This is a genomic window from Streptococcus infantis (assembly GCF_047463175.1).
GTDB lineage: Bacteria > Bacillota > Bacilli > Lactobacillales > Streptococcaceae > Streptococcus > Streptococcus infantis_AC.
The window spans coordinates 306,099-331,425 of the sequence record NZ_JASHEJ010000002.1 but is presented as its reverse complement, the minus strand read 5'-3'; the positions used below and the strand labels follow the sequence as shown (position 1 = coordinate 331,425).

At 38.9% G+C, this 25,327-nt stretch carries 26 protein-coding genes, 1 pseudogene and 1 riboswitch; of the genes and pseudogenes, 15 read left to right on the top strand and 12 right to left on the bottom strand.

Features of this window, described 5'->3' with window-relative positions:
* Positions 1–38: 38 nt before the first annotated feature.
* Positions 39–740, top strand: a complete 702-nt coding sequence (locus tag QM859_RS05435) for a CPBP family intramembrane glutamic endopeptidase (RefSeq protein WP_414262467.1) — start codon at positions 39–41, stop codon at positions 738–740.
* 54 nt (positions 741–794) lie between these two features.
* Here QM859_RS05435 and nusB read toward each other — a convergent pair whose 3' ends face one another.
* The 9 genes from nusB to gatC all read right to left on the bottom strand — a co-directional run bounded on the left by nusB (position 795) and on the right by gatC (position 8,093).
* Positions 795–1,217: a transcription antitermination factor NusB gene (gene nusB / locus QM859_RS05430; protein ID WP_004251901.1), complete on the bottom strand. Its 423-nt coding sequence runs from the start codon at positions 1,215–1,217 to the stop codon at positions 795–797.
* Positions 1,210–1,599 carry an Asp23/Gls24 family envelope stress response protein gene (locus QM859_RS05425; protein ID WP_036756919.1) on the bottom strand — a complete coding sequence of 130 codons (390 nt, stop codon included), beginning with the start codon at positions 1,597–1,599 and terminating at the stop codon, positions 1,210–1,212. Before QM859_RS05425 ends, nusB begins: the two co-directional genes overlap by 8 nt.
* A gap of 21 nt (positions 1,600–1,620) precedes the next feature.
* Complete coding sequence (gene efp / locus QM859_RS05420) at positions 1,621–2,181, bottom strand: elongation factor P (protein WP_004251910.1); 561 nt, start codon at positions 2,179–2,181, stop codon at positions 1,621–1,623.
* Positions 2,182–2,261: 80 nt separating this feature from the next.
* On the bottom strand, positions 2,262–3,389 hold the full coding sequence (locus QM859_RS05415) for an SPFH domain-containing protein (protein WP_414262363.1): 1,128 nt from the start codon (positions 3,387–3,389) through the stop codon (positions 2,262–2,264).
* A gap of 9 nt (positions 3,390–3,398) precedes the next feature.
* On the bottom strand, positions 3,399–4,385 hold the full coding sequence (locus QM859_RS05410) for a zinc-ribbon domain-containing transport protein (protein ID WP_414262362.1): 987 nt from the start codon (positions 4,383–4,385) through the stop codon (positions 3,399–3,401).
* 50 nt (positions 4,386–4,435) lie between these two features.
* On the bottom strand, positions 4,436–4,828 hold the full coding sequence (locus QM859_RS05405; protein WP_049494237.1) for a hypothetical protein: 393 nt from the start codon (positions 4,826–4,828) through the stop codon (positions 4,436–4,438).
* A 51-nt stretch (positions 4,829–4,879) separates the two neighbouring features.
* Positions 4,880–6,325 carry an Asp-tRNA(Asn)/Glu-tRNA(Gln) amidotransferase subunit GatB gene (gene gatB / locus QM859_RS05400; RefSeq protein ID WP_414262361.1) on the bottom strand — a complete coding sequence of 482 codons (1,446 nt, stop codon included), beginning with the start codon at positions 6,323–6,325 and terminating at the stop codon, positions 4,880–4,882.
* Entirely contained in the window at positions 6,325–7,791 is a 1,467-nt protein-coding gene (gene gatA, locus QM859_RS05395; protein ID WP_414262360.1) for an Asp-tRNA(Asn)/Glu-tRNA(Gln) amidotransferase subunit GatA, read from the bottom strand. Before gatA ends, gatB begins: the two co-directional genes overlap by 1 nt.
* Positions 7,791–8,093 carry an Asp-tRNA(Asn)/Glu-tRNA(Gln) amidotransferase subunit GatC gene (gene gatC, locus QM859_RS05390; protein WP_414262359.1) on the bottom strand — a complete coding sequence of 101 codons (303 nt, stop codon included), beginning with the start codon at positions 8,091–8,093 and terminating at the stop codon, positions 7,791–7,793. Before gatC ends, gatA begins: the two co-directional genes overlap by 1 nt.
* A gap of 212 nt (positions 8,094–8,305) precedes the next feature.
* Between gatC and QM859_RS05385 the strand changes: the two genes are divergently transcribed.
* The 3 genes from QM859_RS05385 to QM859_RS05375 all read left to right on the top strand — a co-directional run bounded on the left by QM859_RS05385 (position 8,306) and on the right by QM859_RS05375 (position 11,463).
* Positions 8,306–8,980: a YwaF family protein gene (locus tag QM859_RS05385; RefSeq protein WP_414262358.1), complete on the top strand. Its 675-nt coding sequence runs from the start codon at positions 8,306–8,308 to the stop codon at positions 8,978–8,980.
* A gap of 34 nt (positions 8,981–9,014) precedes the next feature.
* On the top strand, positions 9,015–9,707 hold the full coding sequence (locus QM859_RS05380) for a YwaF family protein (RefSeq protein WP_414259527.1): 693 nt from the start codon (positions 9,015–9,017) through the stop codon (positions 9,705–9,707).
* Positions 9,708–9,918: 211 nt separating this feature from the next.
* Positions 9,919–11,463 (top strand): peptide chain release factor 3, encoded by a 1,545-nt coding sequence (locus tag QM859_RS05375; RefSeq protein ID WP_414259526.1) that lies wholly within the window; start codon positions 9,919–9,921, stop codon positions 11,461–11,463.
* A 492-nt stretch (positions 11,464–11,955) separates the two neighbouring features.
* Here QM859_RS05375 and QM859_RS05370 read toward each other — a convergent pair whose 3' ends face one another.
* From QM859_RS05370 to trkA, 3 genes are all read right to left on the bottom strand, one after another.
* Positions 11,956–12,660 (bottom strand): CPBP family intramembrane glutamic endopeptidase, encoded by a 705-nt coding sequence (locus tag QM859_RS05370; protein ID WP_414262357.1) that lies wholly within the window; start codon positions 12,658–12,660, stop codon positions 11,956–11,958.
* 853 nt (positions 12,661–13,513) lie between these two features.
* Positions 13,514–14,953 (bottom strand): TrkH family potassium uptake protein, encoded by a 1,440-nt coding sequence (locus tag QM859_RS05365; RefSeq protein ID WP_414262356.1) that lies wholly within the window; start codon positions 14,951–14,953, stop codon positions 13,514–13,516.
* 3 nt (positions 14,954–14,956) lie between these two features.
* A complete protein-coding gene (trkA, locus tag QM859_RS05360) occupies positions 14,957–16,306 on the bottom strand; it encodes a Trk system potassium transporter TrkA (protein ID WP_414262355.1) in 1,350 nt (449 codons plus the stop codon).
* A 424-nt stretch (positions 16,307–16,730) separates the two neighbouring features.
* Between trkA and QM859_RS05355 the strand changes: the two genes are divergently transcribed.
* From QM859_RS05355 to QM859_RS05305, 11 genes and pseudogenes are all read left to right on the top strand, one after another.
* The gene (locus QM859_RS05355; protein WP_414262354.1) at positions 16,731–17,234 is read left to right on the top strand and encodes a tRNA (cytidine(34)-2'-O)-methyltransferase; all 504 of its coding nucleotides are present in this window, start codon (positions 16,731–16,733) and stop codon (positions 17,232–17,234) included.
* Between the two features lie 53 nt (positions 17,235–17,287).
* Positions 17,288–17,522, top strand: a riboswitch (FMN riboswitch).
* 150 nt (positions 17,523–17,672) lie between these two features.
* Positions 17,673–18,236, top strand: a complete 564-nt coding sequence (locus QM859_RS05350; RefSeq protein WP_214262338.1) for an ECF transporter S component — start codon at positions 17,673–17,675, stop codon at positions 18,234–18,236.
* Positions 18,226–18,876 carry a phosphatase PAP2 family protein gene (locus QM859_RS05345; protein WP_414262353.1) on the top strand — a complete coding sequence of 217 codons (651 nt, stop codon included), beginning with the start codon at positions 18,226–18,228 and terminating at the stop codon, positions 18,874–18,876. The genes QM859_RS05350 and QM859_RS05345 overlap by 11 nt, the downstream gene beginning before the upstream one ends.
* A gap of 27 nt (positions 18,877–18,903) precedes the next feature.
* Positions 18,904–19,321, top strand: a pseudogene (locus tag QM859_RS05340) (ParB N-terminal domain-containing protein); the annotation flags it as partial.
* 359 nt (positions 19,322–19,680) lie between these two features.
* Positions 19,681–20,106, top strand: a complete 426-nt coding sequence (gene rplK, locus QM859_RS05335; RefSeq protein WP_001085808.1) for a 50S ribosomal protein L11 — start codon at positions 19,681–19,683, stop codon at positions 20,104–20,106.
* Between the two features lie 96 nt (positions 20,107–20,202).
* On the top strand, positions 20,203–20,892 hold the full coding sequence (gene rplA, locus QM859_RS05330) for a 50S ribosomal protein L1 (RefSeq protein ID WP_001085672.1): 690 nt from the start codon (positions 20,203–20,205) through the stop codon (positions 20,890–20,892).
* 524 nt (positions 20,893–21,416) lie between these two features.
* Complete coding sequence (locus QM859_RS05325) at positions 21,417–22,175, top strand: class I SAM-dependent methyltransferase (protein WP_414262352.1); 759 nt, start codon at positions 21,417–21,419, stop codon at positions 22,173–22,175.
* Between the two features lie 353 nt (positions 22,176–22,528).
* Positions 22,529–22,684 (top strand): hypothetical protein, encoded by a 156-nt coding sequence (locus QM859_RS05320; protein ID WP_414262351.1) that lies wholly within the window; start codon positions 22,529–22,531, stop codon positions 22,682–22,684.
* A 399-nt stretch (positions 22,685–23,083) separates the two neighbouring features.
* The gene (locus QM859_RS05315; protein WP_000420682.1) at positions 23,084–23,398 is read left to right on the top strand and encodes a YdcP family protein; all 315 of its coding nucleotides are present in this window, start codon (positions 23,084–23,086) and stop codon (positions 23,396–23,398) included.
* Between the two features lie 15 nt (positions 23,399–23,413).
* Entirely contained in the window at positions 23,414–23,800 is a 387-nt protein-coding gene (locus QM859_RS05310; protein ID WP_000985015.1) for a YdcP family protein, read from the top strand.
* Between the two features lie 28 nt (positions 23,801–23,828).
* Positions 23,829–25,214: an FtsK/SpoIIIE domain-containing protein gene (locus QM859_RS05305; RefSeq protein WP_000813488.1), complete on the top strand. Its 1,386-nt coding sequence runs from the start codon at positions 23,829–23,831 to the stop codon at positions 25,212–25,214.
* Positions 25,215–25,327: the final 113 nt, after the last annotated feature.

The following is a 25,327-nucleotide window of genomic DNA, read 5'->3' as shown; positions in this document are numbered from 1 at the left end:
TTTTGGGAGTGAGTATGAAAAAAATAGGTCATTTGTGAATCTATACATTACTGGTATTCCTATCAATTTATCTACTAGATTTCAGTAGTCTTTATCTGGCTAAGATGTTTGTCTGGGGTATGGATGGCTATTCTATTATTGTAGCAGTAGAGCAACTAGCTCTTTTAGGACTATTTATCTATTGGCTAAAAAAGAAAAGAATGCTCTATATTTTTGAAAAAAAGGGCTCGAAGAAATCCAGATTCTTTTACCTTGTAGTTAGTTTAGTGGCTGCTTATTTTGTCCGTCAGTTGTTAAGTGCTTTTTACTTACAGTTTAGTCGCTTCATTAATAACAACTATATCTTTGAAGACCTTCTTTCGGTCCTATCCTTCAGTGAGCAATCTACTATTTTAACGACTTGCTTCTCTTTTATCTCAGTTGTCATTTTGGGGCCTATATTGGAGGAGATTGTTCATAGAGGCTATTTTATGAATACCTTTTTCCCTAAGTCCAAATACTACTTGGATGTCATCTTATCAGCTCTTATATTTGGGCTCAGTCATTTGGTATTGTCCCATCGCGACCCCATCAGTTTGATGATTTATAGTTTTTCCGGTCTTTTTTTTGCTTTAGTTTACCGTTGGACAAAGAATTTAAAAATCACAATCCTGTGCCATAGTTTTATTAACTTTCTTATTCATGCAGATTTCATTTGGTTATTGCTTTCTAATTTAATCTATAATCGTTTTTTTAGATAGCATTTGAGGAGACAAATAAAAAAGTGTTTGACAGATGTCAAACACTTTTTTTATTTAATTTTCTTCAGTTACAAATTGACTGAGTAGTCCGTTAATGAAACGGGCTGATTTTTGATCTGAAAAGCTTTTTGCAAGTTCAATAGCTTCATTCACAGCTACAAGTTGAGGAGTATCAAAGGAAGTGATTTCGAAAACTCCTAAACGCAATAAATTCTTTTCAACTAAGGTTAAACGTTCAATCGTCCAACCAGACTTTAAATGCTGAGTGATTTGTTTGTCTAGTTCCTCTTTTTGAGCTTGAACACCAGATACAAGATCGATTAGGAAGCTAGGGAGTTTTACCTCGTCGTCTTCTCGATCATGAGTATAAGCGAAGCGACAAGCAGTTTCAATATCAGAACCATATTCAAGACTCATCAGTGCTTGGAAGGCACATTTTCGTAGTTCGCGTCTAGATTCTAATAATGGACTAGTCATTGAGGAAGTCCTCATCAAATAAATCTGTTAATGCTGGTTTTGGTGTTTTATCTGGCGCAATACCAGCAACGTGAATATTCACAGCATTTAATTCAACATCAGCCATATTACGAACGGCATCTTTTACAGCTTTTTGAATAGCCATTGCAACCTTAGGTACTTTGACACCGTACTCGAGATAGAGATAGATATCAGCTATTAGCTCTTCTTCAGATTCTTTTAGATAGACGCCACGACCGAGTGAAAGTTTTGAAAGGGTGTCAGATACTGATTTATTTGAAAAAGAGTGGACACCATCAACTTTAGCTGTAGCGATTGCAATGATTTTTTCAAGTACACGTGGGGCGATAACGATTTCGCCTAATTGTTCTTCAATTCCCATAGAATGACCTCTTTCTAGAGATTAGGCACGAGAAACGTAAGTTCCTTCTGCAGTGTTGATAACGAGTTTTTGTCCTGCTTCGATGAAGTCTGGAACGTTCACGACAAGACCAGTTTCCATTGTAGCTGGTTTACCAGAACCGGTAACAGTTGCACCTTTAATAGATGGTTGAGTTTCAGCAACTGTCAATTCAACAGTTGTAGGTACTGTTACACCGATTACTTCAGTTCCGTAAAATTGAATTTTAACTTCAGAATTTTCAAGGATATAAAGCAATTCATTTTCAACATTTACAACAGGAATTTCGTATTGGTCGTAAGTTTCAGTGTTCATGAAATAAGCTGTATCGTCCATTTTGTACAAGTATTGTGCTGGCACAGTTTCGATAATCGCTTGTTCAAATTTTTCCTCTGGACGGTAGCTAGTTTCAAATGTTGAACCAGTACGGACATCACGCAATTTCATACGCATGATAGTGTTTCCTTTACCTGGTTTGTGGTGGCTAGCTTCCAAAACGCGGATCAATTTTCCGTCAGCTGTTTCAAAGGTCATACCAGCCTTTAATTTACTTGCTTCGATCATGTTTTTACCTCTTTAATAAAATAATTTACTCTTTATTGTATCATAAGTCGCAAGATTTCTCAAATATCAGGGAAGTGAAATTAGTTGACAGGAACGATGTTTCCTTCTTCATCTTTGGTTACTAATACATACTTGCCATCAACCTCGATGTAAAAGTTCTTACTTGTGGCTTGTCCATTGTTTTGAACCGGAGCTTGATTCTGAGCTTGTTGGCTGAGTTGGCCACCGAGTGTTTGACCGAGGTTCATTCCCATAAACATGTTCATACCATTGCCATTACCTTCATTATTAGCTGCAGCAATAAGGGCTTCGTTACGAGCACGACGTTCTTCAATTTCGATGGTATTGTATTTCATAGCAACGAGTTCGCTATCAAGTTTACGAACAATTTCTAGACTTTCTTGGTCGTAACTGAGATCTTCAAGCAAGATATTGGTTGCTTCGATACCATAAAGTCCTGTCCAAACCTTGTTAACTTCTTGTTTAGCTACTTCATTGAAAGTGTCTTGGTTAGCATTTAGGCTATAGATATCAACTCCGTTTTCATTGGTATACTTAGCGATAGCAATTGCGATTTTTGGAGAGATATTTTGTCGAAGTGTTCCTTGAGCAATATCTTGGATTGTAAATGGTTTGTGATCTTCAATTTGTTGACTGATAGAGCTAACATAGAAAAGTACTGGGTCAGCAACCTTAATATCAAACAAACCATAAAAACGGATATTGAGCAATTGTTGGTAACGTTCACTGAAATACTCTACAGCGTTTTGGGTACCAAATTTATTACCTGCGATTGGTTGCATACGGATAAAGATGATTTCTTGTCGAGTAATAACTTGTCCACCAAAAGAGAAGCGGTTTTTGAAGTTTTCCCAAGTACCCTTGATTCCACCTTTTTCAAGGAGCCAAGCGTTATCACCTGCACGCCATTCATGGCTTCCAGCTTCCAGGACATCCCCTAGGAAGGTACCATTATTAACAAGAACAGCAACATATCCTTGAGGGACAATAATCACCGAACCATCTGTTAAAAGGCCAGTATTTTGGTTGCTTTGTCTTGAACTACCGTCAGGATCTTTTGTAAGCAATAGTCCCTTGATGGCCATGACGTCTGAAGAGACGTGGTCTGGAAGTACAATGGCTTCCTTGAATTTGCTATCATTAAAACTATTTAGCCCAGCTGAAAGGGCAGCACGGATAAATCCCATAATTTCCTCCTAATTATAAAGTTCGTCTTCATCCACAACTTCATAGGTATCAAGAACCCATTGATTTGGACTACGTGTGAGTTCAGCTCCGCAATAATCACATTGACTTATAGCTGAGATTTTAAGTGGAGCACCACAGTTTGGACAGTGGTCGCTAACAGCTTCATCTTGAACATTGTTTTCAGTTTGGCTACCATGTTTGCGGATGAAGTTCATTTGATAAACTGTAAAAAGATCTTGTTGAGGATCTCCTTCGATAACCTTACGAGTCTTATCTTCGATGACATAGTCTCTCAAAGTAGATGAAAGGATAACCACTAAAGTATCATTTCCATCTGGATTTTCGTAGAAATCTTTGATTCGAACATTTTCAACGTAAACACGTTCCAAAACATTCGTTGTTTGAGATTGGATATAGTCTTCCAGTTGAGCACTGTGTTGAGAATAGAGGCTAGCACTTTCAAGTGAGCGCACCAAATTCCAATCTTTTTTAGTCCAGGCTGCCTGTAATTGGATGTAAACTTCTCTAACCCATGAAGTGAAAGTAGAGGCGTCAAAGTTTGGATCATAGTATCTAAGTCGATCAATGGCTTGGCTATTATTTTCAACTCGACGATGGATAGTTGGTTGTGGTTGGTAGCTAGTCGAACTTTCATAAGATTTACCAGATGATGAATTCTGGTCATTCAGATATTTGATAAGCATGAAGAGTAAGAAAGCTCCGACACCAAACATGATCAGAATGGTCATTCCTGTCCCTAGAGAACCGTCTGAACTTGAGTAACTACCGCCAGAACGATAGCTGCTTCTAGAAGAAGAACTACCACTTGAACGACTTCGGCTAGAGCTACTACTGCGAGAACTGCTACTACTTCGTGAGCTACTGCGACTAGAGCTACCACTTCGAGAATGGCCGACACCTGCATCGATGGATTGTAGGGGTGTCACAAAGAGAAGAAGTAAGCAAGCAGCGATAAGAGTATATAACTTTTTCATATGTCTCCTAACTATGTGAGTACAAAAATAGTTTTTGCTAAATTTTATGTCTATAAAGAGTTTTGGAGTTTTATAGTTTTATTTTCAATAAACCACCCTATAATCCAACCAAATACGAGTATATAATTCTCGATAGCACCAATCGCATTAACAGGAGAATGATATTCAATAAAATTTAACAAATGATTTGTTCCTATTCCTATACCACCAATAATGAGGGCAAGAAGGGCAATTCTCAGGTAAAACCAATCGTACTTAATATTAACGGCAAGAATAATAATTAAGACAGCTAGATTCCAAATTCCAATTTCTCTTTGCCATCCTGCAGAAACACCGTAACCAGAATGCTCTCCCATATATGATGGGAGAAAGATTTGTAGAATAGAAGCACCCAACATGGCGACGATAACTAAAATAAATAGTACTCGTAAAAATTTGTTCATTTATTCTCCTTTTCTATTTTTTAGTAGAAAAGTCTATTAGCGAAAGTATATTTACTCGTTCTCTTTCAACTTAGCCAATTCTTGGGCAAGTAGTTTGAGGGCTACTTGTGGGTTGGCTTGGCCTTTGGTTGCTTTCATGAGGAATCCTGTGAAAGCTTTGTCAGCGTTACGTTTTCCTGATTTAAAGTCGGCAACAGCAGCTTCGTTATCGGCAAAGACTTGATGGATGATTGGAATCAAAATATCTGGATCTGAAATTTGAACTAAACCGGCTTTTTCAACGTATTCACGAGCACCTCCACCATTTTTAGCAAGGTGGACAAAGACTTTCTTAGCGATTTTAGATGAAATCGTGCCGTCTTCAATGATAGCGATCATTTCGACCAAGTTTTCTGGAGTCAATTCGATTTGTTCAAGTGTCTTGCCTTCAGCGTTCAAGAATTGAGCGACTTCACCTTGGAGCCAGTTAGAGACTTGCTTAGCATCGCCACCAAGGGAAACTGCTTTCTCAAAGAAGTCAGAAGTAACTTTATTAGCAGTCAACTGGCTAGCATCGTAGTCTGACAAGCCAAGGTCAGATACGTAGCGAGCACGACGCTCTTTTGGAAACTCTGGTAACTCAGTGCGCATTTCTTCAATCCACTCATCAGAGATTTCAAAGAGTGGTAGGTCTGGCTCTGGGAAGTAGCGGTAGTCTGCAGCCCCTTCCTTGACACGCATGAGGATAGTAGCTTTATTAGCTTCATCATAACGGCGTGTTTCTTGGCGGATTTGACCACCTGAGCGAAGGATTTCAGCTTGACGTTGGACTTCGTATTCAAGCCCCTTGCGAACGTTTGAGAAGGAGTTGAGGTTCTTCAATTCAGTCTTGGTACCGAATTTCTCTTGACCATAAGGACGAAGGGAGATGTTGGCATCCACACGCATAGAACCTTCTTCCATCTTAACGTCAGAAATGCCAGCATATTGGATCACTTCCTTGAGGGCTGTTAGATAAGCATAAGCTTCTTCTGGTGAACGCATGTCTGCTTCAGATACAATCTCAATCAAAGGTACCCCTTGGCGGTTGAGGTCAACATAAGAGTAACCATCTGTACCATGCGTGTTTTTACCTGCATCTTCTTCTAGGTGAGCACGTTCGATACCGATTTTCTTAGTCGTACCATCTTCTAGTTCCACTTCAATCCAGCCGTTGTAACCGATTGGCTCATCAAACTGAGAAATTTGGTAGGCTTTAGGATTATCAGGGTAGAAGTAGTTCTTGCGATCAAAGTGCATCTTCTTATGGATGTCCATGTTAAGAGCGAGTGCAGCCTTGATACCAGCATCGACAACACCTTTATTGAGAACTGGTAGTACACCTGGGAAAGACCAGTCAATCACGTTGGTGTTGGCATTTTGATCATTTCCAAAGTGGGCAGAAGTAGGTGAGAAGATTTTTGAATTGGTGTTGAGCTCTACGTGGACTTCAAGTCCAATGACTGTTTCAAAGTTCATTAGTTATCACCTCCAAAAATCACGGGTTGTTGTTTGTGGTAGTCTGTTGTTGCTTCAAAAGCAGCAGCAGCTTGGTAGATAGTTTCTTCTGAATACTTAGGACCAATCAATTGGAGTCCTACTGGTAGACCTTGAACAAATCCAGCAGGAAGCGAAATCCCAGGAAGACCAGCTAAGTTGACAGGAATTGTCAAGAGGTCAGCCAAGTACATAGCAACTGGATCATGGTTGAGTGAATCCAAGTCGTAGGCAACGCTAGGAGCAGTTGGTCCCAAAATCAAGTCATAATCCGCAAAGACGTTTTCGAAATCTTGGATGATAAGGGTGCGAACTTGTCCAGCCTTCTTGTAGTAGGCATCATAGTAACCTGATGAAAGGCTGAAAGTACCTAGCATGATACGGCGTTTCACTTCATCACCAAATCCTTGGCTACGGCTGTTTACATAGATTTCATCAAGATTAGTTGCATCTTCTGCACGGTAGCCGTAACGGATACCATCAAAGCGTTGCAAGTTTGATGAAGCTTCTGATGAAGCGATGATATAGTAAACCGCAACCCCGTATTTAGAGTGGGGAAGGCTAACTTCTTCGACGATAGCACCAAGTTTTTCAAAGTGCTTAGCGGCTTTGAGGATGGTTTCCTTAACTTCTGGATCAATCCCTTCACCAAGATATTCTTTAGGTAAAGCGATTTTCATGCCCTTTATGTCTTGACCGATTTTTGAAGTAAAGTCAGCAATGCGAACAGGGGCAGAAGTAGAGTCTTTGGCATCTTCGCTAGCAATAGCATTGAGCAAGAGGGCATTTTCCTTAACAGTTGGAGCAAAAGGTCCAATTTGGTCTAATGAGCTACCAAAAGCAATAAGACCGAAACGTGAAACTGTTCCGTAGGTTGGCTTGAGACCAACAATCCCGTTAAAGGCAGCAGGTTGGCGGATAGAACCACCAGTATCAGAACCAAGTGATAAACGGACTTGCCCTGAAGCTACAGCTGCAGCAGAACCACTTGATGATCCACCAGGAACCTTGCTGTGGTCCCAAGCATTTTTGGTTGCACCGTAGTAAGAAGTCTCACCTGATCCACCCATGGCAAATTCGTCCATGTTAGTTTTCCCAACAACTATCATGCCCTTGGCTTTTGCATTGGCAACAGCTGTTGCATCAAAGATTGGTTCGTAGTTATAAAGCATTTTTGAGGCTGCAGTTGTTAGGATGCCGTCTGTAGAGATATTGTCCTTAACAGCCAGGGGAATTCCAGAAAGAACATTGTCAGCATCGATTCCAGCTTCATCAATAGCTTTAGCCTGAGCAAGAGCTTGATCTTCAGCGATTGTAACAAAAGAATTGAGTGCTTCCTCACGAGATTTAATATCTTCAAGCGTTGCTTGAGTTAGTTCAGTTGCTGAAACTTCCTTAGAAACAAGGAGATTGTGCAACTCTTCAATGGTTTTATTGTTAAAAGTCATTAGGCATCTCCTCCGTCGTCTAGGATAGCTGGCACCTTGATATAGTAGTTGTCTTTTTCAGGTACATTTTTAAATAAGCGGTCACGGTCTGTTCCTTCTTCGGCCACATCAGGTCGGAGAACGGTTTTACGGTCAGCCATGGTAGTAGTAGGTGCAACACCAGTAGTGTCGACTTCGCCCAGCAATTCGACCATATCAACAATCTTAGATAAGGTTGTCGCAAACTCAGCAGTTTCTTCTTCTGAGAATTTTAATTTTGAAAGATTGGCAACGTGTGTCACCTCTTCTTGCGTAATTTTCATCTGGTATCCTTTCGTGAAATGATGATTATTTATCTGTTCTATTTTACCATATTTTCCTATAAATAAGGTGAGCTAAGCTGAAAAGAAATAGAAATTGAAAAAAGGTTTTTAATTCGATATAATGGTTGAAATTAGAAGAAAGAATAACAGTCGTTTCTAGTTGGAAAAAAGGATGTAGAATTGACTCAACTAGAACACGTTAAGGATAACACATGACGCTTTGGGAGTTACTTTTTACCAGTAAAAAGACAGTCCCTCCTCATTTGGGGACATGGTACTTTTTATTACCAACTTCTTTGGTAATCATAGCTGTTTTATCGATTCGTTTCGCATCATCTAAAGGTTACAGAAACTTTTGGTATTGGGGACAATTGATTCAGTTGCTCATTATCAACGCTTGGTATATTGCTGCACGTCTGCCCCTATCTGAGGCTCTCCCTTTTTACCATAGTCGCATGGCTATGTGGATGATTCTTTTTGCCCCTAATAAGACCTTTTTCAAGCAATATTTTGCCTTAGTGGGAGTTTTTGGTTCGATCATGGCCTTGGTTTACCCAGTCTTTTATCCTTTTCCTTTCCCTCATGTTTCGTCTGTGAACAATGTTTTCGGACATTGGGCTCTCTTGGCTAACTGCTTGATTTATCTTGTTAGATATTATAAAGTTGAAAAAGGAGATACTTGGAAAATATGCCAGATGACTTTTGGGGTCAATGCCATTATCTTTCTAGCCAATCTCTTGACAGGAGGAAATTATGGCTTTATGAGCAAGCCACCTGTGATTGGGGATCATGGCGCCTTGGTTAATTATTTGATAGTAACTAGTTTGATGACAGGTATTCTCATCCTTATCAATCAACTCGTTAAATATAAACATAAGAATAGGTAATATACAACTGAATTCGTTACCTTAAGGAGATTTTATGCATCATTTTATTACAAGAACCCAAACCACACCACCTCCCATTCCCATTTTTTGGTATGGAGTCATGATAGGTCTTCTTGCCTTGTCTATATATGGGTCCCTTACTTACTATAAAAATCCTAAATTTGTTCGATTATTTAAGTGGATTCAAATAGCGCAACTGCTGGCTCTTTACACTTGGTATATTGGTTTTGGCATTCCGTTTTCAAACAGCCTACCTCTTTACCATTGTCGTTTGGCCATGTTCGCGGTTGTTTTCTTACCAGATAAATGGAAAACTAAGCAGTATTTTGCCCTTATGGGAGCCAGTGGAGCAGTATTTGCCTTGGGCTACCCTGTTTTTGACCCCTATGACTTCCCGCATATTACCAGTTTTTCTTTTCTCATTGGTCATTATGCCCTTTTGGTCAATTCCCTGGTCTATCTCATGAATCACTACGATAAGACCTTGCTGAAAAAGTATCGAATCATCGCTTATACTTTTGTTCTTAATCTTTTTCTAGTTGGAGTCAATCAAGTGACAGGTGGAAATTATGGGCTTTTGAATACTACGCCTTTTATCCCAGATGCTCCTATATGGATAAAGTATCTTCTAGTTTCAATCATTCTTTCTTCAGCTTTAGTTCTCTTTGATATCTTGTTTAAGAAACGTTGGCAAAAGAAAATGGCTCTAGAAACAATTAATTTGTAAAGAGATATTAAGGGTGATAAATATAAATAGTCAATAAAAGAATCTTATGAGCGGGTCTACCATTTTGGCCTGCTTTTTCTTTTATAAGCGATTGAAAAACTCTATAAAATCCGATATAATGGAGTGTTGAAAGGAATGTTAGAGTCCAATGTAGAAATAAGAAACACATACAAACATTCACTATTATCCTATAATCAAAGAAAGAGAACTTATGAACATTCAAGAAGAAATTAAGAAACGCCGTACCTTTGCCATCATCTCCCACCCGGATGCTGGTAAAACGACTATTACAGAGCAATTGCTCTACTTTGGGGGAGAGATTCGTGAGGCAGGTACTGTAAAAGGGAAGAAAACAGGAAACTTTGCTAAGTCAGACTGGATGGATATCGAGAAACAACGTGGGATTTCAGTCACTTCATCTGTTATGCAGTTTGACTACGATGGTAAGCGCGTGAATATCCTTGACACACCAGGGCACGAAGACTTCTCAGAAGATACCTATCGTACCTTGATGGCGGTGGATGCTGCGGTCATGGTAGTTGACTCTGCCAAGGGTATCGAGGCTCAAACTAAGAAATTGTTTGAGGTTGTCAAACACCGCGGGATTCCAGTCTTTACCTTTATGAACAAGCTGGACCGTGACGGTCGTGAACCACTAGATCTCTTGCAAGAATTGGAAGAAGTCTTGGGAATTGCGAGTTACCCGATGAACTGGCCGATCGGGATGGGGAAAGCCTTTGAAGGACTTTATGACCTTTATAACCAACGTTTGGAACTTTATAAAGGGGACGACCGCTTTGCCAGTCTAGAAGATGGCGATAAGCTCTTTGCTAGCAACCCATTCTATGAGCAAGTAAAAGAAGATATCGAACTCCTGAATGAAGCAGGAAATGAATTCTCAGAGGAAGCCATTCTTGCTGGAGACTTGACACCAGTCTTCTTTGGCTCAGCCCTCACTAACTTTGGGGTGCAGACCTTCCTTGAAACCTTCCTCAAGTTTGCTCCAGAACCTCATGGACACAAGAAAACAGACGGTGAACTTGTCGACCCTTATGATAAGGATTTCTCAGGTTTTGTCTTTAAAATTCAAGCCAACATGGACCCTCGACACCGTGACCGTATCGCATTTGTTCGTATTGTATCGGGTGAATTTGAGCGCGGTATGAGTGTCAATCTCCCTCGTACTGGTAAGGGAGCTAAACTTTCTAATGTCACCCAATTTATGGCGGAAAGTCGTGAAAATGTGACCAATGCCGTAGCAGGAGATATCATCGGGGTTTATGATACAGGGACCTACCAGGTTGGAGATACGCTAACTGTTGGGAAGAACAAGTTTGAGTTTGAACCACTACCAACCTTCACGCCTGAGATTTTCATGAAGGTTTCGCCTAAGAATGTTATGAAACAAAAATCCTTCCACAAGGGAATGGAACAGTTGGTACAAGAAGGAGCCATCCAGCTTTATAAGAATTACCAAACAGGTGAGTATATGCTAGGTGCTGTTGGACAACTCCAGTTCGAAGTCTTTAAACACCGTATGGAAGGCGAGTATAACGCTGAAGTTGTCATGACTCCAATGGGTAAAAAGACAGTTCGTTGGATTAAACCAGAAGATTTAGATGAACGTATGTCTTCAAGTCGAAACATCTTGGCCAAAGACCGTTTTGACCAACCTGTCTTCCTTTTCGAAAATGACTTTGCCCTCCGCTGGTTTGCGGACAAGTACCCAGATGTGGAGTTGGAAGAAAAGATGTAATTCAGTACCAACAATTGGAACTAAAGTTCCTAATTGTTGGATGCTAGTCGCTATTCGGCGAACTAGCTAACTGCCTTACTAACTACGTTTGGCAAATATAATCGATTTGCCAAACTCCGTGTCGTATTCTAATAAACGGTAACAGTTATGGCAGTTCACCTAAACGTTTCACTAGGAAAAGTCCACGGATGGTATCGATTCGTGGACTTTTTTGTCGTAACAGTCCGATGGGAAGGTTATCCTAACTGCCTCACTAAGTTTCGTAATCTAATAAACGGTAACCGCAATGGCAGTTTACTTAAACGCTTCGCTAGGCAAAATCCACGAATGGTATTGATTCGTGGATTTTTTTGTCGTAACAGTTAAAAAGTGGATTAGCTACCAGCCTCATTAACTTAGTTTGGAATCACTCAAAGAATAAACAAAAAGACTAGAAATTAAATAGATTTCTAGTCTTTTTATTTTAAATTATATTAGTAGTGGAACCTTCGTTTATTGAAAAGCATCTATACCAACAACCTTGATAAGGAATGTAAGGAGGATAAGCAATAGAATGCTGACTCCATTAATTACTAAATGAAGGAAGATAGACATCTCTAAACGTTTGGTGCGATAAGCAGTCCAAGTTAGGACGGCAGACATCCAGCCATAGATTAAGAAAGAAGGAAGATTATTTGGGATATGGGCTATAGTGAAGAGAAACCAACCTAAAATATACCCAATTTTTTCGTATCCTTCGAAGAGTTTAGTAGGGATGATACCTCGACAGATAACTTCCTCACAAATAGGTGCCACTATTGCAACCACGAAAATGCTGGAAATTAGAGAGCTTTCTGACATGATGCTATTGATAGCCTCTTGATTCGAAGTAGTTGTTTGCTTCAGAAGTTGTAACCAAATCGCACCAATCAGATTTCCTGTGACAATGGCTACATAACTAAGAGCAATTCGAGGGGCGTCATTAATAGCAAAGAGTTTTGATTTTAGATTTAATAACTTACTTTTGTGAGCACCATATAAAAAGAGTGTAACAACAGCAGTAGAGACAAGTCCCACTATTAGAGATGACCAGATAGATCCAAGTTGCGTTTTTTGAAGTAGCATTAAAGTCACGATAGGAACTTGCGATAGGGCCATTGCCACAAGAAAGATTCCTAGCCAAATCAATCGTTTACGATAATCTTTAAAAAAATTCATTCATATATCTCCTAAAAAATTTATTTCATTATAGCATACTTTGGATAGGAATTCTATTAATTACCAGAACATAAGCGTAGATAAAACAAGTAAGATGTTTCGAATTAAATGACTATAGAAGGATAAATCTTGTCTTAAGGTTTTAGGAAATAAAAAGGTTAGAAAGCTGACTCCCAAAAGGATATAAAAACTGACAGAAAATATGGTTAAAGGATTGTTCAGAAAAAATAAACTAAGAAAGATAAGGGTTGTTAGCCTGCCTGTCTTTTTATGGGTTGGTAATTTTCTCCATTTGTTTAACGGTAGAAAGGTAGCAATATCAAGTCCGAAAAGGAAAAAGAAAGAGATGAGTAACAAGTCAACGATTTCTTTTTGTAGTAGAGTGTCAGTGCTTATACTTTCAAATAAAATAAAGCAGACTCCAGCAACGTTAATGATAACCATGCTGCTATACAATAAAAAGAAGGATCGACTACGATTGTGTAGCTGACTTCTCACATGATCATGTCCTGAGAGATTGTGGATAAATGTACAGATACCTGCTAAAAACAGTAAGAGAAGTAAAAAGTAAAAGCAGGATTGTTTGAGTGTTAAAGCAATACCAGGCCAAACTAAGCAACTACAGCAGCCTAAGTATACCAAGGAAATCAATAAAAGAAGTTGGATTGATTTGTTCATTTTTTCCATATAAAACCCCTACGTTTTTTTAAAATTATAACTAAAATGATTCATGAAAAATCATCTTTTTCCCAAGTGTTATTTTTTGACTCTCAATTGTCTTTTAAAAATCTTATCAACAGAAAAAACACATCCCTCAATTTTTTGAAGGATGTGCTTTTTGATAATAACATTGCTAACGCTTAGACCAGGTTCGCTTCATAAAGAGTAATATGATTGGATAAATTTCAAGACGTCCTGCAATCATTGCAAAGGATAGGAGGAGTTTTGAAAATGGACTAAAAATTGAGAAACTTGCAGTTGTTCCGAGAATTGGGCCGATATTGTTAAAGCAACTGAAAACGGCACTCGTAACAATCATTAAATTGTTAGCATCTAAACTGATAATGAACATTAAGCTGAGTAGAATCATAATGTAAACTACAAAGTACTTGAGAATCTTGTGTTGGGTGTCCTTGTCGACTACCGTTTGATTAACATGGAGAGTTAAAACACGGTGAGGGGATATGGTAGACAAAAATTGATTTTTAGCAATTTTAGCTAGAATAACTCCACGCATTACTTTGAGACCACCAGCAGTAGATCCAGCAGAACCACCAATCGCCATCAACATCAGTAGGATATATTGTGAAAACAAAGGCCAATTTGTAATGTTGCCATAACCGAAACCAGTTGTCGTAATGATATTAGAGACTTGGAAGAAGGCCATCTCAAAACTTTGTGAAACGCCACTATAAAGGTGGAGTGTATTGAGAGTAATTAAGCCGGTAGAAACGACGACAATCAAGAGATAAGCACGAAGCTCCTCATCAAAAAAGAATTCCTTGACTCGACGAAGCATGAGATAGTAGTAGAGGTTGAAATTGACACCAAACATCAAGACCCCAACACTCGTCAGATAGGTAATGAGAGAACTATTATAGTGGGCGATTCCATCATTGTAAACAGTGAAACCACCAGTCCCAGCAGTTCCCATAGCGATGACAAAACTATCGTAGAGTGGCATACCGGCAAGATAATAAATCACTACAAAGAGGGCGAACATTGCCAGATACAGGATGTAGAGGATTTGTGCTGTATTTTTTAGCTTAGATACCACCTTACCAAATACTGGTCCAGGGACCTCGGCCTTCATAACCTCTAAGTGGCTGTTTTTTGCATTGTCCATAATAGCTAGGGCAAAAACTAGCACCCCCATCCCTCCAATGAGGTGGGTAAAGCTCCGCCAAAATAGAAGCGAACGACTTAGTACAGAAACGTCATTTAAGATAGTTGCTCCCGTAGTAGTGAAGCCGGAACTAGTTTCGAAGAAGGCATCGATAAAATTGGGGATTTGACCTGAAAAGACAAAGGGAAGGGAGCCAAAGAAAGACCAGAGGATCCAACATAGGGCAACAATTAAGACTCCTTCTTTAGCATAGAGACGTTGTTTTTTAGGTTTACTGATGATTCCGAGTAGACCTAGGACAACAAGAATCCCGATGGTAGAGAAAAGAGCTGTAAAAACTTGATTAGATTCTCGATAGTAAAGAGCAATACCAACCGGAACTAAAAGTAGCCCAGCTTCAATCAAGAGTAGCTTTGCAAGAAGAAAGCGTACCATACTTCTATTCATAGCTTACCTCTCTAACAAATCATAAATTTTGGTGATATTTGAAAGCAAAGTGATAACCACTAGCTTATCACCGACCTGGAGGGTATCTTCTCCTGTTGGGAAGATCGTTTTTCCATTGCGGATAATAGCAGCAATCAAGATATCCTTTTTGAGCTTCAATTGAGATAAAGGCTTGCCAGTCATTTTATTGGCTTCCTTGATCAGGAATTGAAGAGTTTCTACCTGTCCATTTGCTAGATGGTGCATAGCTTGAAGGTCAGAATATTGCGCATTTACACGACCATGGATAAAGTGCATGATGGTATCAACAGCGATCGTTTTAGGGGTGATGATACTTGAGAAATCTGTTGCGTGGATAATTTCTAATAAGCTAGTGCGGTTTACTTTGGTAATATTTTTCTGAACACCTATGTTATCCAAGAACATAGAGGTAATGATATTTTCCTCGTCGACTCCTGTTAAAGTGGCAACAGCATCGTAGTTTTGGGCGCTTTCTTCTAAAAGAGTGTCCTTAGTTGTTCCATCACCTTGGACTATATAGAGTTTAGGGAATTTTTCGCTGAAAAAGGCAGCTCTTTCAGGATTGACCTCAATAACCTTGGTATCGATACGACTGTCTTTTAGAATACCTAAAAGATAGTAAGCAATTTTTCCAGCACCAATAATGAGCAGACTCTTAACAACTCTGGACTTAATATAGTTGTGGAAGAGCATCATATCGACACGGCTTCCTGTCACGAAGATACGGTCTTTATCCTCTAAAATCATATCTCCGCTAGGAATCATGAGTTTGTGATCGCGTTCGATGGCACAGACGATTACATTGCCAAACTTTTTACGGAAATCAGCAATAGACATCTGACAAATATTACTGTCATTTCGTACCTTGAATTCCATTAAGCTGACTAATCCACCTGCAAAACGCTCAACAGAAAGAGCATTAGGGAAATCTATAATGTTGGCGATAGCACGAGCTGCTAGGAGTTCTGGGTTGACAATCAGTGAAAAACCGAGAATGTTTTTTTCTTTAAAGTAAGGGTTGGAATATTCAGGATTACGGACCCGAACGATGGTTTCTTTTGCTCCCATTTTTTTGGCTAAAACAGCCGAAACCATATTGACTTCGTCGTATTGAGTCATGGCAATGAAAATATCACAATCTTGGACATTGGCTGCTTCTAACATAGCAAAGTCAGCTCCATTACCTGCGATTCCCATAATATCAAAACGGCTGGTCAAGTATTTTAGAACAGTTTCGTTCTGTTCGATTAAGACAACATCATGGTTGTCAGCAACAAGTGAACGACAGAGGGCAGAACCTACTTTTCCCCCTCCGACAAGAATAATCTTCATAGTTAGTTAACCTTCTTTTTCAATATGTCTCTATCATACCTTTTTTTAGAAAAAAATGCACTCAACAACCGACTGCTTCCTTCTTTAATAAAGGGATTAGGGGAATTCGAACAAATATTTTGCTTTAAACATCATATGTTTATGAAAAAACTTGTTCCGAAAATTCTTAATCTATGTAAATTCTATGATATTGCTTGCTGAAAGTTGAAATTTTAACTTTTGTAAATATGCTTGTAAAAAAAATGAAAAAATCAAGTCATTTCTATTGACAATCAGGCTGAAAGTGTTATACTAAAAAAGTAGTTTCGCTGATTTACTTCAAACCTGTTGTGAGGTAAGTTAACGACGCCTTAACCACGCTGTTTGCTGAGCTTGACTCCGGGCAGTGTGGCTATTTTTTTGCACTAGTGAGAGGAAGCAAGGCATGGCCAATCATATTGTATTGTTTGAACCACAAATTCCACAAAATACGGGGAATATTGCACGAACCTGTGCGGCGACGAATGCGCCCCTTCATATTATCAAACCGATGGGCTTTCCGATTGACGATCGTAAAATGAAGCGAGCCGGGCTAGACTATTGGGACAAACTTGAGATCTATTTTTATGATAGTTTAGATGAATTTATGAAAAAAATGGATGGTCAAGTCTACTTGATTTCTAAGTTTGCAGAAAAGGTCTATTCAGATGCTGACTTCACGATAGAAGGAAACCATTATTTTCTTTTTGGACGTGAAGATAAAGGCTTGCCTGAGGAATTTATGCGGGAACATCCTGAAAAAGCTCTCAGAATTCCTATGAATGATGAACATGTTCGTAGCCTGAATGTTTCTAATACAGTCTGTATGATCGTCTATGAGGCCCTTCGTCAACAAAATTTTGCGGGTCTCGAACTGATTCATACTTACGAAATGGATAAGTTGAAATAAACACTGATAAGAGATAAAATGCTTGCGCTTGCAAGCTTTTTTTGTTATCATAAAGGGGTCTTCAGGGCTGGGTGTAATTCCCGACCGGCGGTGACTTTTACTCGGAAATGTTCTTTTCCTTTTATACTTTGTTGCCAAGCTTTGCCTAACCAAAAGTTATGCCTACAGCTTGTCGCCTAGTCTAAAATAAAAATCTCCATTTCCTTACTCTAAAAGAAGTCCGCGAGCGCAAGCTGATGTGGTGAGATTCCACAACCGACAGTATAGTCTGGATGGGAGAAGACGAAAGGATAGCTTTGTCTATTCTGCTTCAACATACAATAGAAACAAAACCGGTTTTGTTAGAAATCTAGGTTATTTTTTGAGATAGTTAAGAGAGTAGATAGAGAGAAACTTTCCAACTTCTTCTGATTTTATAGAAAATTGGAGGAACCTGTTATGACAAACACACGTCGACTTTCGACCATTGCAATTTTATCAGCACTTTCATTTGTGTTGATGTACTTTGACTTTCCGCTCTTGCCTGCGGCGTCCTTTTTGAGGATTGAATTCAGTATCTTACCTGTCCTTGTGGGCTTGGTGGTCTTGGATTTACCAGCAGCTTTAGGAGTGCTATTCCTTCGGTCCTTGCTGAAAATCCTTCTGAACAACCAAGGAGTTAGTACCTACATTGGTTTGCCGATGAATATCGTAGCCTTAGGAGTCTTTGTTCTTGCTTTTGGTCTGATTTGGAAAAAAGAGCGTACAACCATGCGTTTTGTCCTAGCTTCATTAGCCGGAACGATTGGTCTTACTATAGCGATGCTCGTTCTAAACTACGTTTATGCTGTACCTTTGTATGCAAAATTTGCTAACTTCGATATTGAGAATATTTTAGGACTTAGTAATTACTTGTTGACAATGGTCTTGCCATTTAATTTGATTGAAGGTCTTATTTTTGCCATCTCATTCTGGTTATTATTTGTCCTTCTAAAACCAACTTTGAAACGCTATGAAAAATAAACAAACATTTTTAACAAAGGGCTCTTTTGCCCTTTTACTATTTGTAATTCTGGGTTATGTAGTTAAGTTTTATCCAGAACAATTGATACCATTTGATTCGTCTATTCAGACAGCAATCCGTGGAGATTTACCAGCTATATTAACAACTATCTTTCGTGGAATTACTCGTCTGATTGACTTACCAATCGTTATTTCTTGGGCAATTCTATTGACTGTTATTTTTTATCTGAAAAAGTGGAAGTCAGAAAGCCTTTTAGTAGCTGGCAATCTTAGTTTGGCTGGAATTTTAATTGTGTCCTTAAAACACCTCTATCAACGTCCGCGACCAGATATTTTACATTTAGTGGAGGAAAAAGGATTTTCTTTCCCTAGTGGTCACTCGCTAGCAGTAACCCTCCTAATCGGTTCTCTAATTATCATTGTGGGACAGAGAGTAAAAGATAGGACTGTAAAGCTCATTTTCCAGATTTTACTTGGAGTCTATCTAGTAAGTGTAATCATTTCTAGAGTCTATCTGGGAGTTCATTACCCATCAGATGTTCTTGCCAGTCTCTGTCTGGGTCTTGGAATTCTATTCATTGAATTTCCGTTTTATGACAAACTTCGCTTTCAATGGCGCTTTACAGGCAAACAAAAGTAGGGTTTAGCCCTTCTTGAGGAGATAAAAATGGAAGTCAACATAAAAGATCTTCATCCGACTCAACTATACTTATCAGAAAAGAAGTTGCATTATATCCAGATGCTTTATCACTCGGTAGAGAGGCCAAATATAAACCCAATTAGTGTTCTTGCATCTGGAGATTGTTTGCTGATTACAGATGGGCATCACAGAGCTTACCAAGCTTTGTTAGCAGGTCAAAATACGATTTCTGCTGAGTGGGATAAAGATGGTGGTGATGAACTATATCATCTCTATATGCAAGCTTGCGAGGAAAGAAAGATTTATTCTATTCTGGATTTAAAAAATCATATCTTGCCTGAAGATGAGTATGAAGCAAAATGGTACAACTGGTGTGATGGTTTTAATCAAGCAGTGACTCTCTTGTTGAAAAGGAAGTTAAAGTGAAACAAATCATTCAAATAGGGAGTTCTTTACGCTTGGTTCCTGTTTTTTAGCAGATCATCGTGATGTAGATTTGACTTAGTATCAGGAAGCGGACTTGGTTGAACACTTGTAGATGGAGTTAGAAGCACTATAATGTATGAAAATTGAATGCTATTTATTCCAATTATCGCTCAAAACAGAGCGGTTTTTTGTTTGTGGTTCAGAACTCTTTCACGAAAGAAATAATAGCCAAATTCAGTAATAAAATTTCTCTAAAAATAGAATTTTTCTCTTGCATTTGAGATAGATTAGTGTATAATAGTAGGGTATGTGTAAAACATACTTGTGGGAGGTAAAAATCTCTAAATTACCGCCAAAACCACAAAGGAGGATTTAAAAATGGCTAAAAAAGTCGAAAAACTTGTAAAATTGCAAATCCCTGCTGGTAAAGCTACACCAGCTCCACCGGTTGGACCTGCTCTTGGTCAAGCTGGTATCAACATCATGGGATTCACAAAAGAGTTCAACGCTCGTACAGCTGATCAAGCTGGTATGATCATTCCAGTTGTTATCTCAGTATACGAAGATAAATCATTTACTTTCGTTACTAAAACACCACCAGCTGCTGTTCTTTTGAAAAAAGCTGCAGGTGTTGAAAAAGGATCAGGTACACCTAACAAAACTAAAGTTGCTACAGTTACTCGTGCACAAGTACAAGAAATTGCAGAAACTAAGATGCCAGATTTGAACGCTGCAAACATTGAGTCTGCAATGCGTATGATCGAAGGTACTGCTCGTTCTATGGGATTCACTGTTGTTGACTAATCAATAACTTCCCTATATAACCCGCAAGACTTCATCATTTCGAGAAGTGACGTGGGAGATGAAAATCGATTGAACCACTTACAAGGAGAATAGAAAATGGCTAAAAAAAGCAAACAACTTCGTGCTGCTCTTGAGAAAATCGACAGCACAAAAGCATACAGCGTAGAAGAAGCTGTAGCTCTTGCAAAAGAAACTAACTTTGCAAAATTTGACGCAACTGTAGAAGTTGCATACAACTTGAACATCGACGTGAAAAAAGCTGACCAACAAATCCGTGGAGCAATGGTATTGCCAAACGGTACTGGTAAAACAGCTCGCGTTCTTGTATTTGCACGTGGTGCAAAAGCTGAAGAAGCTAAAGCTGCTGGAGCAGACTTCGTTGGTGAAGACGACCTTGTTGCTAAAATCAACGACGGTTGGTTGGACTTCGATGTAGTTATCGCTACACCTGACATGATGGCTCTTGTTGGACGTCTTGGACGTGTCCTTGGACCACGTAACTTGATGCCAAACCCTAAAACTGGTACTGTAACAATGGATGTTGCAAAAGCAGTTGAAGAGTCTAAAGGTGGTAAAATCACTTACCGTGCTGACCGTGCAGGTATCGTACAAGCTATCATCGGTAAAGTTTCATTTGAAGCTGACAAGTTAGTTGAAAACTTCAAAGCATTCAACGAAACAATCCAAAAAGCTAAACCAGCTACAGCAAAAGGAACTTACGTAACAAGCTTGACAATCACAACTACTCAAGGTGTTGGTATCAAGGTTGACGTTAACTCACTTTAATTAGTAGTTTATACAGAGAGAACGAGTACGAAAGTGCTCGTTTTTTTTTGGGGTACGACGGGCAAGTCGTTCATCTGGATTTGTAATACTCTTCAAAACCACGTTAGCTTTGTCTTGCCGTACTCAAGTACATTATCCAGCTAACGTTCTAGTTTGCTCTTTGATTTCCATTGAGTATTATTTGTGGGTACCATTTACTAGTGAACCTGTTAGCGAATCTCAAGTCTGACGCTGAAAATAAGAATCGGCAGAGGAAGGGATAGAGAAATCGTAGCTCTACGAATAGAAAGGTGGAGGTTAGTAGAGCGGATGAAGATGAGAGCAATTCCAAAGTATAAAAATAGTCGTAACCTGAATGTGTATATGATACGAGGAGTTGAATTCGATCTAGAGAGATAATAATAAATTTATGCTATACTCATTGTGGCTTCTATGCTTTTGATTCTAGTTTATCAAACAATAGATTAGAATTGTCAGACAATATCATTTTATGTTATAATGAAGAAAAAAACAGAGGTGTTCAAATGTCAGAAGCAGGTCATAAGTTTTTAGCAAAATTGGGGAAAAAACGCTTACGTCCAGGTGGAAAACGTGCCACAGATTGGTTAATTGCGGAAGGAAGATTTTCAAAAGAAAAGAGAATATTAGAGGTTGCGTGTAATAGGGGAACTACAGCAATTGAGTTGGCACAGCGTTTTGGTTGTAAGATAACTGCTGTTGATATGGATGCTCAAGCTTTAGAAGTGGCTAAAAAATCTGCTGAAACAGCAGGTGTTGGGCATCTAATCAGGTTTGAAAGAGCTAATGCAATGAAACTTCCTTATGAAGATGCTAGTTTTGATATTGTTATAAATGAAGCTATGCTGACTATGCAAGCCGATCAAGCTAAGAAAAAATGTGTAATGGAGTATCTAAGGGTTTTAAAACCTGAAGGTCTTCTTTTGACACATGATGTGCTTCTTAAGGAAGCTAAAGAGTCTGTCAGACAGGAATTGTCACAAGCAATTCATGTAAATGTAGGTCCTTTAACTCAAGAAGGTTGGGAACAGGTGATGATAGAATCAGGTTATCATGATGTGAAAGTATTGACTGGTGAAATGACATTAATGAAATTATCAGGTATGATTTATGACGAAGGTTGGCTAGGAACTTTGAAAATTTGTGTAAATGCTTGTAAAAAGGAGAATAGAAAGCAGTTTTTAACGATGTATAAAATGTTTGCTAAGAATAAACAGAAATTGGGCTTTATTGCTATGGCTAGTCATAAAACGTCAAATCGTTAGATAATCATTGAAGTTAACTTTTCCTGTTAATCGAAAGTGATTATGTCCCAAAAAAATGGTGATATTGAGGGCAATTATTTTCATTTTATTTGAAACGAGGAACCCTTAAAGCTGTTTTGTTAGCTAAACCAAGGCTAGTCTTAGCCTTAGCTCGCCAGCCTAACAGCTCCAAGCCTCATATCAAATGAAACTCTTTCCTCATACTGCTGGCTTTCTCTCTCCTAAGTTTACCGGATAGAGTGATTTCCTTTAAGGGAAAGCTTCCCATTTAGCGATAATATGATGGTTATCAAACTTCTAATGTAGCAAAATATTGGCGAATTCGTTCAGGTCTTAGCCAAGGAGATACAGCCTTGGCTACAGAGCTAAATCTTTCACTTGCTTTACAGAATTTCGGCATCAAAAATGAAGATTTTGCAACTGTTTGGGGGCAACAACACACAGAGGCAGAAGTTTCTGGTGATTCGACAAGTAATTTTATTGAATGGGTAAATAGTAGTTTAAAATAGTTTTTACTTTATGATAATACTTATAAAAGGTTGAAGACAGTTTGTCTCAACCTTTTTTCAAAGAAAAATAGCATAAAAATCTAGTTATCCGCATAAAAACTGGACTTATCACACTTTATCAAGGTCAAAACCACTCAATTTACTACTAATTTACTACTTATGAATGAGCTTTGATACGACGATTTATCCTTGAAAAGTGAAGATATAAAGATACTTCCAATAAAATTTGAATATTTAATAGGTAGACACTTCAAAAAATGAGGTGTCTATTTTTTTACCCGATTTTGAAAGGAAGTGAACTTATGAAAACAAAAAATCAAGAATCAAAAGGTCGTTCCCCACTCTTTAAGACCATCAAACATTCATTCAGCCAATAAAAAAGAAAGGATAGGTAAAAATATGGAACTTAAATTTGTGATTCCCAACATGGAAAAAACATTCGGCAATTTAGAATTTGCTGGCGAGGATAAAGTCGTTCAGCGAAGAATCAACGGACGGCTAACTGTCTTATCAAGAAGCTATAATCTCTATTCTGATGTTCAAAGAGCAGATGATATTGTGGTGGTGCTTCCTGCTGAAGCTGGCGAAAAACATTTCGGCTTTGAGGAACGTGTGAAGTTAGTCAATCCACGTATTACCGCAGAGGGCTACAAAATCGGCACTCGTGGTTTTACAAATTACCTTTTACATGCTGACGACATGATAAAAGAATAAAGAAAGAGAGGAAAAATGATGAGATTAGCAAATGGCATTGTATTAGATAAAGACACGACTTTTGGAGAATTGAAATTCTCTGCTCTACGTCGTGAAGTGAGAATCCAAAATGAAGACGGGTCGGTTTCAGATGAAATCAAGGAACGTACCTATGACTTAAAATCCAAAGGACAAGGACGCATGATTCAAGTAAGTATTCCTGCCAGCGTGCCTTTGAAAGAGTTTGATTATAACGCACGGGTGGAACTTATCAATCCCATTGCGGACACCGTTGCTACTGCCACCTATCAAGGAGCAGATGTTGACTGGTATATCAAGGCAGACGATATTGTGCTGACAAAGGATTCTAGTTCATTCAAAGCTCAACCACAAGCAAAGAAAGAACCGACACAAGACAAATAGTCGCTAGGTAGAAAGGAGACTTTTTCGCATGAAACAGCGTGGTAAAAGGATTCGCCCATCTGGTAAAGATTTAGTCTTTCATTTTACGATAGCGTCACTCCTGCCTGTTTTCCTGCTGGTTGTCGGACTGTTTCATGTGAAGACAATCCAGCAGATCAACTGGCAGGATTTTAACCTATCACAAGCAGATAAGATTGACATTCCCTATTTAATTATCAGTTTCAGTGTCGCAATTCTTATCTGCTTGCTGGTAGCGTTTGTATTCAAACGGGTTCGCTATGATACGGTTAAACAACTTTACCACCGTCAAAAACTGGCAAAGATGATACTTGAAAACAAGTGGTATGAATCTGAACAGGTCAAAACAGAGGGTTTCTTTAAAGATAGTGCTGGTCGTACAAAGGAAAAGATAACCTACTTCCCTAAAATGTATTATCGACTTAAAAATGGCTTGATACAGATACGGGTGGAAATCACGCTGGGAAAATATCAAGACCAACTCTTACACTTGGAAAAGAAATTAGAGAGTGGCTTGTACTGTGAGCTGACGGATAAAGAGTTAAAGGATTCCTATGTGGAATATACTTTGCTCTATGACACCATAGCCAGTCGTATTTCTATTGATGAAGTAGAAGCTAAAGATGGTAAACTTCGCTTAATGAAAAACGTATGGTGGGAATATGATAAGCTCCCTCATATGTTGATTGCTGGTGGTACAGGTGGCGGTAAAACTTACTTTATACTGACACTGATTGAAGCCTTGCTTCATACAGATTCAAAACTGTATATTCTTGACCCGAAAAATGCTGACCTTGCGGACTTAGGTTCTGTGATGGCAAATGTCTACTATAGAAAAGAAGACTTGCTTTCTTGCATTGAAACATTCTATGAAGAAATGATGAAACGTAGTGAGGAAATGAAGCAGATGAAGAACTATAAGACTGGCAAAAATTATGCTTACTTAGGTCTCCCGGCACACTTCTTAATCTTTGATGAATACGTCGCTTTCATGGAAATGCTGGGAACAAAAGAAAACACCGCAGTTATGAATAAGCTGAAACAGATTGTCATGTTAGGTCGTCAAGCTGGCTTCTTTCTAATACTGGCTTGTCAACGTCCAGACGCAAAATATTTAGGCGACGGAATCCGTGATCAGTTTAATTTCAGAGTGGCTTTAGGTCGTATGTCTGAAATGGGCTATGGCATGATGTTTGGCAGTGACGTACAAAAGGATTTCTTCTTAAAGCGAATCAAAGGTCGTGGCTATGTTGATGTAGGAACAAGTGTCATATCAGAGTTTTATACTCCCCTTGTACCAAAAGGATATGATTTCTTGGAGGAAATTAAAAAGTTATCCAACAGCAGACAGTCCACGCAGGCGACGTGCGAAGCGGAAGTCGCAGGTGTGGACTGATCTTGCTGGCTGGTGTGGCAATAGCCACGCCAGCACTTAACCCCCCGTATCTAACAGGGGGGTACAAATCGACAGGAAACAGTCAAAAAAACATTAGAAAATCCTTTGGTTAC